We start from the raw sequence: 16,190 nt of genomic DNA, 5'->3' as shown, positions 1-16,190 counted from the left end.
ATGTGTTGAGTTACCAATTTTGATTGGTATATATCTTTTTATTCAATTTATAGGAATTACTATGTCATCAAGTAATAACGCTCTTGTTCTTAATTGCGGAAGTTCTTCATTAAAATTTGCCATTATTAACCCTGAAAATGGTGATGAGTTTTTATCTGGGTTAGCTGAATGTTTTAATCTTCCTGATGCACGTATTAAGTGGAAACTTGATGGTGTTAAGAACGAAGCTTCTTTAGGTGCTGGCGCTGCTCATAGTGAAGCAATCAGATTTATTGTTAATAGCATCTTCCCTCAAAAACCAGAATTATTAGATAGTATTAAATCTATTGGACACCGTATCGTTCACGGCGGTGAAAAATATACTCAATCTGTCGTAATCGATGATTCTGTATTAAAAGGTATTGAAGAGGCAGCAGCATTTGCACCTTTACATAATCCTGCGCATTTGATCGGTATTCGTGAAGCTTTTGCCGAGTTCCCTCATCTAAAAACTAAAAATGTTGCTGTATTTGATACTGCATTCCATACAACTATGCCGAAAGAAGCTTATTTGTATGCTATTCCTAACGAACTTTATACTAAACACGGTATTCGTCGTTATGGCGCACACGGTACTAGCCACTATTATGTTAGCCGTGAAGCTGCAAGATTATTGAATAAACCAGTTGAAGAAACAAATGTAATTACTTGTCATTTAGGTAATGGTGCATCAATTACTGCTGTTAAAAATGGTAAATGTGTTGAGACTTCAATGGGCTTAACTCCACTTGAAGGTTTAGTAATGGGTACACGTAGTGGTGATATCGATCCTGCTATCATGTTCTTCTTACACGATAACTTAAATATGTCAGTTGCTGATATTAATAATCTTTTAAATAAAAAATCTGGTTTATTAGGTTTAACAGGTGTAAGTAGCGATTGCCGTTATGTAACTGACAACTATGGTAAAGATGAAAATGCAACAAATGCTTTAGATGTCTTTGTTCACCGTTTAGTTAAATACATTGGTGGTTATGCAATGCTTTTAGACGGTCGTTTAGATGCAATCGTATTTACTGGTGGTATTGGTGAAAACTCTGAAGAAGTTCGTCGCATGACATTACAAAAATTAAGTCTTCTTGGTTTTGAACTTGATCAAGAACGTAACCTAGCTGCACGTTTTGGCAATGGAGGAACAATTACTAAAGACGGCTCTACCGTTGCGATGGTGATTCCAACCAATGAAGAACTTGTTATTGCTCAGGATGCAGCGCGTTTAACTGCTTAATAAACGATTAAAACCGCCGAAATGGCGGTTTGTTTTTACATAATAAAGAATTAAGAGGAAATTAATTATGTCTCGTACTATTATGCTAATTCCAACCGGATCCAATGTAGGGTTAACAGGTGTGAGTCTTGGTGTTATTCGAGCTATGGAGCGTCAAGGTATTAACTTAAACGTTTTTAAACCAGTTGCCCAGCCAAGAGCGGGTGGTGATGCCCTTGACAATACTACTACTTTGGTTAGTAATAACACATCAATTCCCGTTTTAAAACCACTTAAAATGAGTCATGTTGAAAACCTACTAGGTTTAAATCAACAAGATGTGTTAATGGAAGAAATCGTTGCCCTTTACGCTGAAAATACCAAAGGGGCTGATGTAGTATTAGTTGAAGGTATTGTTCCTACTGCTGATTACCCGTTTGCCAATGAATTAAATAATAACATTGCTAAAACGCTTGGTGCTGAAATAATCTTTGTTGTTAATATGGGTAAAGACACACCAGAGCAATTAAAAGATCGTATTGAAATTGCCCGTTCTAATTTTGGTGGCGTTAAAAATGAAAAAATCGTAGGTGTCATTGTTAATAAAGTAAATGCACCTGTAGAAGAGCAATCTCTTGCTCGTCCAGATGTAGCGGAAATTTACCATACTCATAAATTTGATGGTAAAAAAATCACCATTGAAGATTTAAATCGTCATAGTCCAATTCCTGTTCTTGGTTGTATTCCTTGGAATATTGATTTAAGTGCTTGCCGTGCAATTGATATCGCTAAACATTTTAATGCCAAAATCATTAATGAAGGTTCAATTCAAAGCCGTCGTATTAAACATATTTCATTCTGCTCACGTAGTGTGCAAAATATCATTAGTCATTTGCAACCAAATGCATTACTTGTGACCTCTGCTGACCGTTCTGATGTACTAGTAACAATCAGTTTAGCTGCTATGAATGGTGTGGCAATTGGTGGTGTATTGTTAACTGGTGGTTATGAAATTGATGAAAAAATCTATAAATTATGCCAACCAGCTTTTGATACAGGTTTACCTGTATTTACAGTTAAAACAAATACATTCCAAACTTCAATTAATTTACAACAATTCAATTTAGAAATTCCGGTTGATGACAAAGAACGTATGGATAATACACAAAACTTTGTTGCTGACCATATTGATGCAAATTGGATCAAATCATTAAATGAAGTGGTAAATTCAACTCGTCGTTTATCACCTCCAGCTTTCCGCTATCAACTAACTGAGCTTGCACGTAATGCGAAAAAAGTGGTAGTTTTACCAGAAGGTGATGAACCAAGAACTATTAAAGCTGCAGCAATTTGTGCAGAGCGTAATATTGCAAAATGTGTACTTATTGGTAATCCTGATGAAGTTCGTAAAGTAGCCGCTTCTCAAGGCGTTACATTAGGTGCTGGTGTTGAAATTGTTGACCCAGATAATATCCGTGAAAAATATGTGCCGCGCTTAGTTGAATTACGTAAAAATAAAGGTATGACCGAAGTTATTGCACGTGAGCAATTAGCTGATAATGTTGTGCTTGGTACAATGATGCTTGAAGCAAACGAGGTTGACGGTTTAGTATCAGGTGCTGTCCATACTACTGCAAATACTATTCGCCCACCGTTACAATTAATTAAAACTGCGCCAGGTAGTTCACTTGTATCATCTGTGTTCTTTATGTTAATGCCAGACCAAGTATATATCTATGGTGACTGTGCAATCAATCCAGATCCGAACGCACAAGAACTTGCTGAAATAGCTATCCAATCAGCTGATACCGCAATTGCCTTTGGTATTGAACCACGCGTTGCGATGATCTCATATTCAACAGGTAGTTCTGGTCAAGGCGCTGATGTTGAAAAAGTGAAAGAAGCAACTCGTATTGCTCAAGAAAAACGCCCAGATCTAATGATTGATGGTCCATTACAATATGATGCAGCAGTTATGCCTGATGTGGCTAAATCTAAAGCACCAAATTCACAAGTAGCAGGTAAAGCAACAGTGTTTATCTTCCCTGATTTAAATACTGGTAATACTACATACAAAGCTGTGCAGCGTTCTGCTGATCTTGTTTCTATTGGTCCAATGTTACAAGGTATGCGTAAACCTGTTAATGACTTGTCTCGTGGTGCGTTAGTTGACGATATCGTTTATACTATTGCATTAACCGCTATTCAATCAGCGCAAGAACAAAATGCTGGTAAATAGTTTTTATTGATATTTCAATTTATGAGAGGTTATTAAATAACCTCTCATTTCTACCAATCTATTAAGCTTTGTCCTTTATAAAAACAAAAATAGTTAAAAATAATGTTTGTTATATATTGTTTATAGCTGTTATTGCGTTCAAATTCATTACATTTAAGAATAATTTATTTAGTTTAATTTATTTTTAGTTTTAAGCTAATTCTATTTTCAGTGATCTAATTAAATAGTTATTTTTTGTATTTGCTCATTTCATTCATTTTTAAATGACTAAACAAGTAATGTTTATGTCAGTAATTCTAAGTTACTACATAAAAATAATTCTTATCTTTTAATAAATAAATCGGTTTTAAATTAATGTTATTAGAGGTAAAACGAAATGAACTTTTCTAATCAAAACTCAATCCAAGTCATTGCACCAAATATATATCAAGATACCGTGTGGAATGAATCCGAAGTGTTAGGCTACACCATGTGGTTATGGAATAGAAACCCTAATTATCGAAATGCGGCAATAAGTTCAGCATTAGAAGCATTACTTCCTATCATACAGTCTAAAAACTTTATTTTACTGATTAAAAATAATAGGCCATTAGGGTACCTCAATTGGGCTTATTTGAATAAGGAAGAAGAATGGCAATATTTAAATAAAACGAAAAGTTATATCAATTTTGTCCAATGCAATGAAAAAGATGAAACAAAACGACTATGGCTTTTATCTTTTTTTTGCCCATTTGGATTGAATGAAGTTTTACTCATGAAATCAATATGTAAAAAAGTATTAAAAAATAATCTCTGTTTTTTTGGTTATCACAAGTCAAAAGCAAAACCTGTTATTAAAACAGTTCAATGTTAGGATATATAAGCAAAGATTTATGAATCGAAGATTTCAAAAAAATTTATACGCAGTAAAATTATGTTTACTGTATATATTTTTATTATTCAGAGGGTTATTTAAAAATATTTATCAATGATTAAACCTACAATTCTTTGAGCCATGTTTCACCTTAATCGTAACTTTTGTTTCCCTAATATGCTAAATATCTTTTTTATGAATATTTATTACATAAAAAATACTGATATGCTATTTAAGCTTAATGATTAGATGATACAATACCAAGCAATTTTTATATTGGCTTATATTTTAGGAATTAAAATTGATGAATAAAGACATCCACCAACAGCGTATATTGATTTTGGATTTTGGTTCACAAGTAACGCAATTAATTGCTCGAAGAGTTCGTGAAATCGGTGTGTATTGTGAACTTTGGCCATGGGATGTTTCGGAAGAAAAAATTAAACAATTTAATCCTAAAGGCATCATTTTATCAGGTGGCCCTGAAAGTACCACCGAACAAAATAGCCCAAGAGCGCCTGAATATGTATTTAACGCTGGTGTACCTGTATTAGGTATCTGCTACGGTATGCAAACTATGGCAATCCAAGTAGGTCAGGGCGGACAAGTTACAGCATCTAATCAACGTGAGTTTGGTTATGCTAAAGTTGATATTGTTGCAAAATCCAAATTAACCGAAGGTATTTTGGATAGCACAAGTGATGCGGGACTTGAGCAACTCGATGTTTGGATGAGTCATGGCGATAAAGTCACTTCATTACCCGACACGTTTACTTTAATTGGGCAAACAGAAACATGCCCATTTGCCATTATGGCTAATGATGAAAAACAGTTTTATGGCGTGCAGTTCCATCCAGAAGTAACGCATACTGTTAAGGGATTAGAGTTACTGCAACGTTTTGTTATTGATATCTGCCAATGTGAAAAATTATGGACACCTTCATCTATTATCACGGATGCAGTTGATCGTATTAAACAAAAAGTTGGTAAGGATAAAGTATTATTAGGTCTTTCTGGTGGCGTTGATTCATCCGTTACCGCATTATTATTACATCAAGCTATTGGGGATCAGTTAACTTGTGTCTTTGTTGATCATGGTTTGCTGCGTTTAAATGAAGCAAAGCAAGTAATGGAGATGTTTGGTGATAAATTTGGTTTAAATATTATTGCTGTTAATGCAGAAGACCGTTTTATGGCGGCATTAAAAGGCGAAACCGATCCAGAAGCTAAACGTAAAATTATTGGTCGTGAATTTATTGCCGTTTTTGATGAAGAAGCAGCAAAATTAAAAGATGTCAAATGGCTTGCTCAAGGAACTATTTATCCTGATGTTATTGAATCCGCTGCTGCTGACACAGGTAAAGCTCATGTCATCAAATCTCACCATAATGTGGGTGGATTACCTGAAGATATGAAAATGGGCTTAGTTGAACCATTACGTGAATTATTCAAAGACGAGGTACGTAAAGTCGGTCTGGAACTTGGTTTACCTTACGATATGCTTTATCGCCATCCATTCCCGGGACCGGGTTTAGGTGTTCGGGTACTGGGTGAAGTGAAAAAAGAGTATTGTGATTTATTGAGACAAGCCGATGCGATTTTTATCGAAGAACTCTACAAAGCCGATTTATATCACAAAGTTAGTCAAGCATTTACCGTATTTTTACCAGTACGCTCGGTTGGCGTCATGGGCGATGGACGCCGATATGATTGGGTTGTCTCACTGCGTGCCGTTGAAACCATCGACTTCATGACCGCCCATTGGGCTCATCTTCCATACGACTTCTTAGGAAGAGTATCGAATCGCATTATCAATGAAGTAAATGGTATATCACGAGTTGTATACGACATAAGCGGAAAACCACCTGCGACTATAGAGTGGGAGTAACTTTCTCTTTTTGTTATTAATATAGATCTATATCTAAAAAGCCAGTGATATAACTAATATCACTGGCTTTTATTTTAATTATTTAGCTCAATGGGGCTTGATATATATGAAGTTTACCCTGAGGTTAGATTAATTGATGAAGAAAAGTATTATCTAGATAAAAAATAATGAAATCATATAATTGATAAAGCTTTAGTATTTGTATCATCATTCCATTTTTCCTATATGGGAACAATAAAAGTATATAGCTTTTAATTGGTGAATTCAGTAAATATGATAAAATAAAAAATGAGAAATAAATCAAACAATATATTTAGAAAATCAAATTTATTAAATTTTATTTTATATATGGATTATAATTATGTACACAGACAATGAGAAAAATAATTTTTTTTCAGCAAGTGATTCTTTAAAAAAATATAGAAGAGCTGATTTACTTGATGAAAGAGGAAATACTCTTATCCAAGAACTATATGTCGATCTGCTTCCAAATGAGCAAGTTTTCAAAAGTTGTTTGACTGATAATACTACATTTTTAATTGGAAGAAAGGGCACTGGTAAATCAACCATAATTCTAAGACTAGAAAATGAATACAGAAAAAAGAAAGAATATATATCATGTTATCTCGATACAAAAACAATATTTGAAAGCGCAAAAAGTGATATAGTATCAATAGACTACTTATCAAATAAATTTCCAGAGAAAGTACTGCATAAATATTTAATCGAAAGAGTCTTTATTCAAACTATCCTTTCAGAAATCATTAAAGAACTTAATAAACAATTTCAGTCTACTATAGATAAAATAAAAGGAATATTAGGATTTGATAAAACTAATGATGTACAAAAAAAATTAGAATATTTATTACAACAAATACAAAATAATGAACATTTGAAAGCGATCGAAATCCCAATTGTAGCTGAAATTAATAAAAGAGTTAAGTCAGCAACAGAAGATCTTACAGAAAATTCAATTAACGATGCAGATAAGGCAGAAATAAGTGCTGATTTTAATAAGATTACTGTTAGTTTGAGTCAAACATACTCCAATAAAGGTAAGTTAGAGAGCAAAACTCAAGATGAATGGGAAAGTCACTTTTCACAAATATTTTTAAAAGTATTTAGAATAAAAGGTGTAATAGATGATATCAAAGATATTTTATCAATTATTAATATTAAGCATTTAGTAATTTTTTTAGATGACTTTTCAGAAATTGAAGAGGCATCTTTAAAGAGATTTGTAGATGTAATTTTAGCTCCACTAAATAATTGGTCTAATGAGTTTGTTAAATTCAAAATAGCAGCATATCCGAACAGAATTCATTTTGGAGATATTGATAAAGGTAAAATTGATATAATTGATTTGGATTTTTATAATCTTTATTCAGAGTTTGATAGGAATACAATGGAGGATAGAGCTGTTGATTTCACAAAAAGACTAATTGAAAGTCGAATTAATTACTATTCTACACAACCCGTTGATTATTTCTTTGATACAAAAAAAGAATCAATGGATGAGTATTATAAGCTAATATTTCAAATTTCAATGAATGTCCCAAGAATAATTGGGTATGTCCTGTATTATTGTTACAAAAGTAATATTTTATATGGTAATTCAATTAATAGAAGCATTTTAGGTGCAGCTGCGAAAAAGTATTATGAAAATGTTATAAATTCTTTCTTTGATACTACTACTTATAGTCTTATCTCATATAATGAAAAAATAAGTTCATTACAACAAAGAGAACTTCTAGAAATAATTACTGATAGCTTGAAGGATATCAGAAAAAAAATAATTATAGGAGAGTTATCTGGGGAGGTTTATAAATCTGTAGCAACAAATCCGTTTACATCTCATTTTTATTTCTCTCCAAATTTAGAGCAATTTGTTAAAACGTTAGAGTTAAATTTTTTTATATCAAAATATAATGAGATGAGCGATAGAGACGGAGATAAAGTCTCTATTTACTCTATAAACTATGGTTTAGCGGAAGTTTTGAATTTAAGGTGGGGAAAACCTGAAGGATCAGAGTCGAGAAAATACTTTATAGCAAGACCTTTTGATTTTACAAAAAAAATTGAAACTTTTTTAAAAGAATCAAAAAAAATAATATGTACTAATCTGACTTGCTCTAAAACATATCCATATGAACATTTAAGTTATCTTGAATTTAATAAAATGCGATGTATAGAGTGCCAGTCTCCAGTAGAAATCACTTCTGTGTCAGAAAATATTATAAATGAACTAGAAAAAATAGATAAATCTAAACTCCTTCCAAAAATTGAATTTTCGCTACTTTATGAACTTCATAAAAATGAAGAGCCTATGTATGCCAGGGAGGTTGCGGAAGAGTTAGATGTATCATCACATCTAATTGCGAGTCGTGGTAAAAAACTGGATGAAAAATATAACCTTGTAAATAGAGTCCATAATGGACAAATATATGCTTATTCGATAACTGATAAAGCTAAAAAAGAATATTTTAAATACTAATTGTTAATAGAATAATATAGATTTGAAATGATACTTTTATGATAAATTCTATACTAAATCTAGTAGGTTGGCTAACATTGGCAATTATTTAAGAGAATTGAAAATTATCAAGTAAAAGTGTTTAATTAAATGGCACATATTTATCTTAACTTATTAGATAAATAATGATTGGTAGATTATGTTTACATATACACAGGATATAAAAGAAAAAAGCCGAATTAAAATTTGGAATGAAGCTATTAAAAAATTAACGGTTGATAGAGACGAACAGCGTATATTAAAAACTAATTATATACGGGGTCTTTGGGACTACGCATTTGATGAAATATTGCCAACTAAAAATCCAGACGATAAATTTATTGAGTCTTGGATTAATTTTTCTAACAATTTATATGACAATAAACAACCACAGCAGTTAAAAATAGCGTATTTTTGTGGTCCAGAGCCAGAAAATGATCTAGAAATAATGATTAAACTTGGTGTTCAAATTGAAAATGTTTGGGCTATTGAATCAAACAAAGAAATTTATTTATCTGCATTGAAGAAAGCTAAAGCAAAATATCCATTTTTAAAAATCTTCAATGGTGCAATATCTGATCTTATAAAAATAACCTCATTTAAATTTGATATTATATACTTGGATTTTACTGCTCCTCTATTTAGTAAAGAATCTAAACCCTTGCTCACTATAAACTCTATTTTTGAAAGTAACTCATTTGCTGACTTAGGTGTTCTCATCGTTAACAGTTCTTTGCCAGACAAAACAGATGAAAATATCGATTTTTTATCATCTTATTTTAGAAGTCATGCTTTTCTTGAAGAGTCTATTTATACTGGAAATAGCAAAGGTTCTAGATTTTTTGAAGGAGCAGATAGTAATGGCTATGTAAGTAGAATTGAAATAGAAAATTATGAGCTTGACGGTGATGAGAAAATATTTGAGGATTTGATTGAATTAAATTTTGAATCTGCTTATAGTGCATTTTCAACTCATTATCCAACTATAGTCGCTAGCTATATTCAACCAATGTTAAGGGTTGGTAGTACTGCAGCACTTAAACGTATGTTCATAAAAATGGAACAGGACAAAATTCAGTCAAATTTAATCAAGATGGTTACCATTCCTGGCTATAATATTCGGAGTGAATTTGATGATGATTTAGAACAACTATCAGGAGGTGAAGTATTTATAAATCATCAAGAATTTCCTATTTGGAATTTTATTTTGAGACTTAAAGATTCAAAAACTAATTTAGGAAAATACTGGTTTCAGCAATTTACAAACTCTAAAAGTGGAACATTATCATATTTTGATAGTGTCCGATTATATGATCTGCTTAGAAATGCTGAATCTTCTTATAAAAATATTTTGTCTCAAGGTTTATCGAATTCAATTGAGGAAATTATTTCTGCTCTCCCTGATCCTTATGGAGGTGTTTTTTGTGATGTTCCTATGCCACGTCTTTGGATAGAATTAGCGATTAACCACTTGGGTAATGCACATCATGTCAATACAGATGCTCATTGGAGAGCAAAATATAAAGCAAAAAGTAGAAATATGTATCTAGATTTATTTGTTTTTGATAATTGTCGAGCACTTTATGATTGGCTCCCAATGTTAAATTTATATGGTAAAGATATATCGAAGATTGAAAGACAAATTATTGTTAGGGCATGTATGGATGCAATTACTAAGCAAAATCATCATTCATCTTTTTTTAGTTATTTTGGCGCAAATTTAATCGGAGCAACAACAAAAAGCTGGTCTCATTTTGGTAAGCTGAAAGAACGACATGATCTTAATAAATAATTTATATTTTAAGAAAAGGAGTTTAATGGATATTTTTTATTTCAACAAAGAATTATTAATTTCTCTTTGTAATCTGTTAAAACTATTTTTTAAAAAATAGTTGTATAAATACTATTAAACTTTTCTATCGGATAATTATTTTATATGTTAAATGTTATCTGGCAACTTAAATCCATATAAATGATTATTTTTGTAATAAAGAATTAAAGTCCATTGACTATTTTGGGTATTAGTAACCTCTCCATGTATGAAATCTTACATATTATATATTCATAAAATATGTGGATATCAATTAGCATTTAATCCAAGTAGAAAATATTGATGAGTTTTCAAAATTAAAGAATTGTATTTTCCACAGATTTCTTAAATATAAATTAATCTTACATAATGACAATTAGACGGTCTTTTATAAAGAATAGATATGATATTTAATAAAAAAATCAAGATAAAAAAAAGAACTATTGTTTTTTACTAAATATCATTAATTTATGATGATATGATCCATGCTTAATCATCTTAATCTTAAAAGACTTTTAAACAATTGATTAACCAATGTAACTATCCCCTAAAATAGTACATAAAAAAGTAGAAAATTCTCTGTAACTATCCCCTAAAATAGTACATAAAAAAGTAGAAAATTCTCTATAATATTTTTAAGGAGAATTTCAATATGAAAAAATTATCGGAACACCAAATTGTCTCCATTTTAAAAGAAGCTGAAGTTGGTATCCCTATTAAAGAGCTTTGCCGTAAATATGGTATGGCCGTTTCTACTTTTTATAAATGGCGAGATAAATATGGCGGTATGCAATCATCGGACATTAAGCGGTTAAAACAGCTGGAAGCTGAAAATCGTAAACTTAAACAGATGTATGCTGAATTAAGTTTAACTTCTCAGCTCCAGCAAGAAATAATAAAAAAGCTATAGTGCCGACGGCAGTTCGTAAGAGTTGGGCACAAACACTACAGTCACAATACTGTATAACAATTAAAATGAGTTGCACTATTGTGAATTTAAGTCGCTGTGCTTACTACTATCAACCTAAATCGGCAGATGACACTATGATTATTTCATTACTTAAGTCAATAACAGACAAGCATTTACGTTGGGGATTTCCTAAGTGTTTTCATCGAATCAGGAAACTGGGATATACGTGGAATCATAAACGGATTTATCGAGTTTATTGTCAGTTAAAACTCAATATTCGTTCTAAACGCAATAAACGATTGCCCCAACGTTATCCAGAGCCATTATCAGTACCAAGTCGTTTGGGAGAATGTTGGTCAATGGATTTTATGAGTGATAGTTCTCAAAATCACCGCCGATTTAGAACCTTTAATGTTATTGATGACTTTAATCGAGAGGCATTAGGCATTGATATTGCGGTCAGTTTATCGGCAGGTAGAATTACCCGTTATTTAGACAGACTGGCTCAATATCACGGTTATCCATTAAAAATACGCGTTGATAATGGCACAGAATTTACCTCAAACAGATTTACAAGTTGGGCAAAATCACATGGAATAACCCTAGATTATATTAAACCAGGTAGTCCTTATCAAAACGGCTATATAGAACGATTTAACCGCACATATCGAACGGAGGTATTAGATCTGTATTTATTTAAAAATCTGGAACAAGTAAGAAAAATAACCGAAGAGTGGTTAGAAATGTATAACACAGAAAGACCGCATGAAGCATTAAATAATATGACACCAATTGAATATAGAAACATGAAGCAAATAGCATGATTTTCTACTTGGTTTGTGTGCTAACAATGGGGTATTTACATCTAATGTTCAGCAAAGGCTTATGGTTTTTGCAAAATAATTAAAATGGCGAATGATATTCTAAAAAAACGCATAGCTTTTATCTACAATTCAAGAGGATAAAGTACCATTATATGAAAACTTATTTATTCTATTATCCGAAAATATTTGTCAGCTAATTGTTTGAAGTGAGTTGGTCAGGTTATTATGCCTAGCTAAAAAGCCCACCTCAGTCAATATTATTTGAAGAGTATCTTAAAAGCAGTATTGGTTGCAGAAAGCTCATTTAGATGTACCAAGTTTAGTACATAATGCTAGAGATAAAGAATATCAAATCTTAGAGAAAAAGTAAGTTTAATCCTTAAAGGCTATGAGTAAAGCCGAGTATAAATTCAAGTATAAAATTGATACGGGTATTGTCCATGATGTTGTTCTCAATATGTTAGCCAAGCAATTTAATCCCGACAAAGAAAGTTTTGCTTGAGTAGCTGATATCACTTAAATCAAAACTGGTAAATGCTGATTATATCTGTGTATAATTATATCAATTTGTATGGGTAACATATAATTGGTTGGTCTTCAAAAGAGTCATTATATACACCGACTTTTAGTCTGTTATCATTAAAACAAGCATTATTTATCTGTCATTTCTTTAAAGATGTGTTACTTCAAAATTACCGGGGAAGTCAGTATTATCGTGCTGATTTTGGATATTTTTTGTTGTAATATGGATTAAGGCAAAGTGTAAGAAAATTATTAGGATGATACGGTGCGGAAAGATGTTGTTATAGATTAAAACCCAAATTTTGGTCTTGGAAATTACAAAACAGAGTTTTAGCCGATAAAACACGATTTGAATTTATTAAGATCTATTATAATTCTATTCGACCACCATTCAGCAATGATATTATATTGCTACGCAATATGAAAAACAGTATTACTTAAACAACAAAATCACACAGGTAACTTCTTTCTAATATTTTGGCAACGATCAGGCTTTTTATAGAATTTTAGGAATAGATAATGGATATTAAAAAAGTATTGGAACAGCATGAAATTTGGATCTACTCTAATGGCGAATCTGGAGAGCAAGCTGACCTTAGTTATGCCAACCTGCGTAATTCCAATCTAAGTTATATCAATCTGAGCGATGCTAAATTAAGATATGCCGATCTTAGAGACGCCAATCTGCGGGAAGCTAATCTGAGTGATGCCGACATGAGATATGCCGACTTGAGAGGAGCCCAACTTAGTAATGCCGATCTAAGTTGGACCAACTTAAGAGTTGCCAGCCTAAATAATGCCAATTTTAGAAATGCTGATATGAGATGTGTTGATCTAAGAGGTGCCGACCTTAGAGAGGCTAACCTGAGAGATGCCAACCTGTTAGCTGCCCTCCTGATAGAAGCTGACCTGAGAAATACTGATCTGAGAGGTGCCAATTTGTTACATGCTAATCTGAGAAATGTCAAACTGAAAGATACTTATTTACCTGAGTCAACATTCATAATATCAGATGAAAAATGTTTTATTTCAATATGTGGAGATGAAGTTAGAGTAGATTTGAGGGTTCCCTCGGTTAGAGTAGATTTGAGGGTTCACTCGGTTAGTGAATGGCGTCAATTTAGTAAACAAGACATTGTAAACATGTTTGGTAAAAACTCGTTTAAATTGTACTCTCATATACTCGATCTTATTGATTCTTATTGCGGAAAGGGCGAGCGTCCTAAATGGTTAAAGAAGTGAAACGATGGATAGTAAAGTAATTATAGACCGTTTATAGTAAGTAAACTGGTTTATTGAGTACGAAGCAGTACAAGCTATTGAACAGGTTTAATCCTTTCAAAAAAATGGACCGATGTCTTGTCTTTGATATAACTAAACAATCATAAAGAAATATTTATTATGCTCAAAAAATTTAGCACTGAATATAAACAATAATTGGTTGAATATACTTTATCAAATCAACCTCTTTCATCAATGAATTAACCACCTCAGCGAGAGCAAATCTCACCTTAATAAATCAGGTAACACGCATCGAATTGAACAGGTCTATATGACTACGTTGAGTAGCAACGGATTATTACTTTATTTTCGGCATGGCTTCCCTAACGATGTGTTAGTTCACAGTGACTAGTGAAGTGAGCATAGTAGAGTTAATTTTAGTTGTTTATTGTTGCCATATCGATTACAGCAAAAAAGTGTTGAATAGAAATTTTAGAGAAAAGGTGATAGCTGAAAACTTTTTTCATACTTTAAAAATCTATATTATTTAAGAATGTAATTACAAAATTAAATAATTAGCTGATGAACTGCTATTTGAATGTATTGGAATCTATTAACATCTCATTTATCGTCATTCAGTCAGTGGCAGGACATTACCGCAGTAGTATGAAAATCTGTATTATCAAAAAATAATGTTATAGAGGTAAGTACTGTCTAATATTTTTGTGAGGGTCATTATCATTTTTTCAAATGAGAAAGTAATATCTATGAAGATTTCTAACTTATATTTTAAACACCATTACAGAATGATACATCTTTATAAATATTGTTAAAGATTGGATTTTATTTGAATAAAATAATTGAAAGGTAATTTTTTTAGGTAAAAGCTCTAAAATAAATTTATATAGAATTTATCTTTATCTTTGTTATTATAAAAAATGTTTAGTTAATAAAAAAGGCAATATAATGTTTAATTTCAAAAAATATTTAATCAGTTTATTGGTACTGTTTAGTGCTTCTTGTTTTTCACTTGATCGTGTTGTTGTGTTTGTTTGTACAGGTAATACTGGGCGTAGCCCAATGGCAGAAGCTTTAGCTAAGGATTACGTGGAAAAACATAATTTAAATATCTCAGTCCAATCACGTGGTGTAAATGTTGATCCTAATGAAACCAATCCGGAAGAGGGCACAGTTAAAGTATTAAAAGATAGAAATATTGATATATCTTCGCATAAAGCAACGCAATTAGTCAAAGAAGATGTTGATTCATCAGACTATTTATTAACAATGACCCAAAACCATAAAGATCGAATTTTAAGCAAATACCCAGAAGCTCAAGGTAAAGTATATACGTTAGCTGAATTTGCAACCGGTAAAAATGAAGATCTTTCTGATCCTTATAAAATGCCAATAGCTGCTTATATCAAGGTTGAAAATCAATTAGATAAATTTTTACCATTAGCGCTTGATAAAATCGCGAAAGAGAAATAGTCCATAAATCTAACTTAGATTATCAAGTTTATAAACTCCCAGAGATATTTTAATTAATAATCATATAATTAAATCTCTTGGAGTTATTAAAACAATAATGAAACTAAGAAAAATTAGCTTATTTTATTCTATTTGTTTAAAAAAAATCTATTGATAAATAACATAACAAGTTAATATTAGTCTAATTTTAGTGATTGCCAAGAAAACGTTAAAAAATATTGATAATTAAAAACAAAACATAAACTAGCATAATAATCATCAAATTTGATATTCCTTCCATTGATTAAAAATCCAGCAAACTCACCATTTTCCATCTAATAAAATTTTTCGTAGAAAATTTAAATTTTTGTTAACATTTTCAATCGATTTTAAGTGTCTGTTTTTATGTGAAATATTTATTTTATACAAAGAAAATCCGTTTTAATAACCTACTAAAAAATTTGTTTTTTATACAATTCAACTTAAAAATACAATAAAAATCATAATATTAATATGGTTTTATTTAAACAGTTTACACAAACCGATAATATATATAATATTATCAATTGTAAAAAATGCCTAAATTATCAGCGTTTATTACTAGGTTTTCATAAAGGAATTGAAAACTTGTTTAGTGGCGAAAAAAAAGGAGCTGTACGAAATGATTTTAATTTTATAAAACAAATACTATTTTT

9 protein-coding genes are annotated in these 16,190 nt (G+C 31.3%); all 9 read left to right on the top strand.

Annotation, left to right across the window (positions count from 1 at the left end):
• Positions 1 to 61 precede the first annotated feature (61 nt).
• Positions 62 to 1,267: an acetate kinase gene (locus GAPWK_RS08090; RefSeq protein WP_025315733.1), complete on the top strand. Its 1,206-nt coding sequence runs from the start codon at positions 62 to 64 to the stop codon at positions 1,265 to 1,267.
• 67 nt (positions 1,268 to 1,334) lie between these two features.
• Positions 1,335 to 3,485, top strand: a complete 2,151-nt coding sequence (gene pta / locus GAPWK_RS08085; protein WP_025315732.1) for a phosphate acetyltransferase — start codon at positions 1,335 to 1,337, stop codon at positions 3,483 to 3,485.
• A 376-nt stretch (positions 3,486 to 3,861) separates the two neighbouring features.
• Positions 3,862 to 4,338 carry a toxin-activating lysine-acyltransferase gene (locus tag GAPWK_RS08080; protein ID WP_025315731.1) on the top strand — a complete coding sequence of 159 codons (477 nt, stop codon included), beginning with the start codon at positions 3,862 to 3,864 and terminating at the stop codon, positions 4,336 to 4,338.
• Between the two features lie 304 nt (positions 4,339 to 4,642).
• Positions 4,643 to 6,226 (top strand): glutamine-hydrolyzing GMP synthase, encoded by a 1,584-nt coding sequence (guaA, locus tag GAPWK_RS08075; RefSeq protein WP_025315730.1) that lies wholly within the window; start codon positions 4,643 to 4,645, stop codon positions 6,224 to 6,226.
• Between the two features lie 361 nt (positions 6,227 to 6,587).
• A complete protein-coding gene (locus GAPWK_RS08070; protein ID WP_025315729.1) occupies positions 6,588 to 8,720 on the top strand; it encodes a hypothetical protein in 2,133 nt (710 codons plus the stop codon).
• Positions 8,721 to 8,898: 178 nt separating this feature from the next.
• Positions 8,899 to 10,530: a hypothetical protein gene (locus GAPWK_RS08065; RefSeq protein WP_025315728.1), complete on the top strand. Its 1,632-nt coding sequence runs from the start codon at positions 8,899 to 8,901 to the stop codon at positions 10,528 to 10,530.
• Positions 10,531 to 11,200: 670 nt separating this feature from the next.
• A protein-coding gene (locus GAPWK_RS08055) for an IS3 family transposase (RefSeq protein WP_407919837.1) occupies positions 11,201 to 12,282 on the top strand; the annotation gives its coding sequence in 2 pieces (ribosomal slippage) (positions 11,201 to 11,456 and positions 11,456 to 12,282; 1,083 coding nt in all).
• A 1,041-nt stretch (positions 12,283 to 13,323) separates the two neighbouring features.
• Positions 13,324 to 14,046, top strand: a complete 723-nt coding sequence (locus tag GAPWK_RS08050; protein ID WP_025315727.1) for a pentapeptide repeat-containing protein — start codon at positions 13,324 to 13,326, stop codon at positions 14,044 to 14,046.
• A gap of 945 nt (positions 14,047 to 14,991) precedes the next feature.
• On the top strand, positions 14,992 to 15,516 hold the full coding sequence (locus GAPWK_RS08045) for a low molecular weight protein arginine phosphatase (protein WP_025315726.1): 525 nt from the start codon (positions 14,992 to 14,994) through the stop codon (positions 15,514 to 15,516).
• Positions 15,517 to 16,190 lie beyond the last annotated feature (674 nt).

It is taken from the genome of Gilliamella apicola (genome assembly GCF_000599985.1).
Classification (GTDB): domain Bacteria; phylum Pseudomonadota; class Gammaproteobacteria; order Enterobacterales; family Orbaceae; genus Gilliamella; species Gilliamella apicola.
The sequence above is the reverse complement of the archived record's forward strand: the minus strand, read 5'-3'. Positions and strand labels throughout refer to the sequence as shown.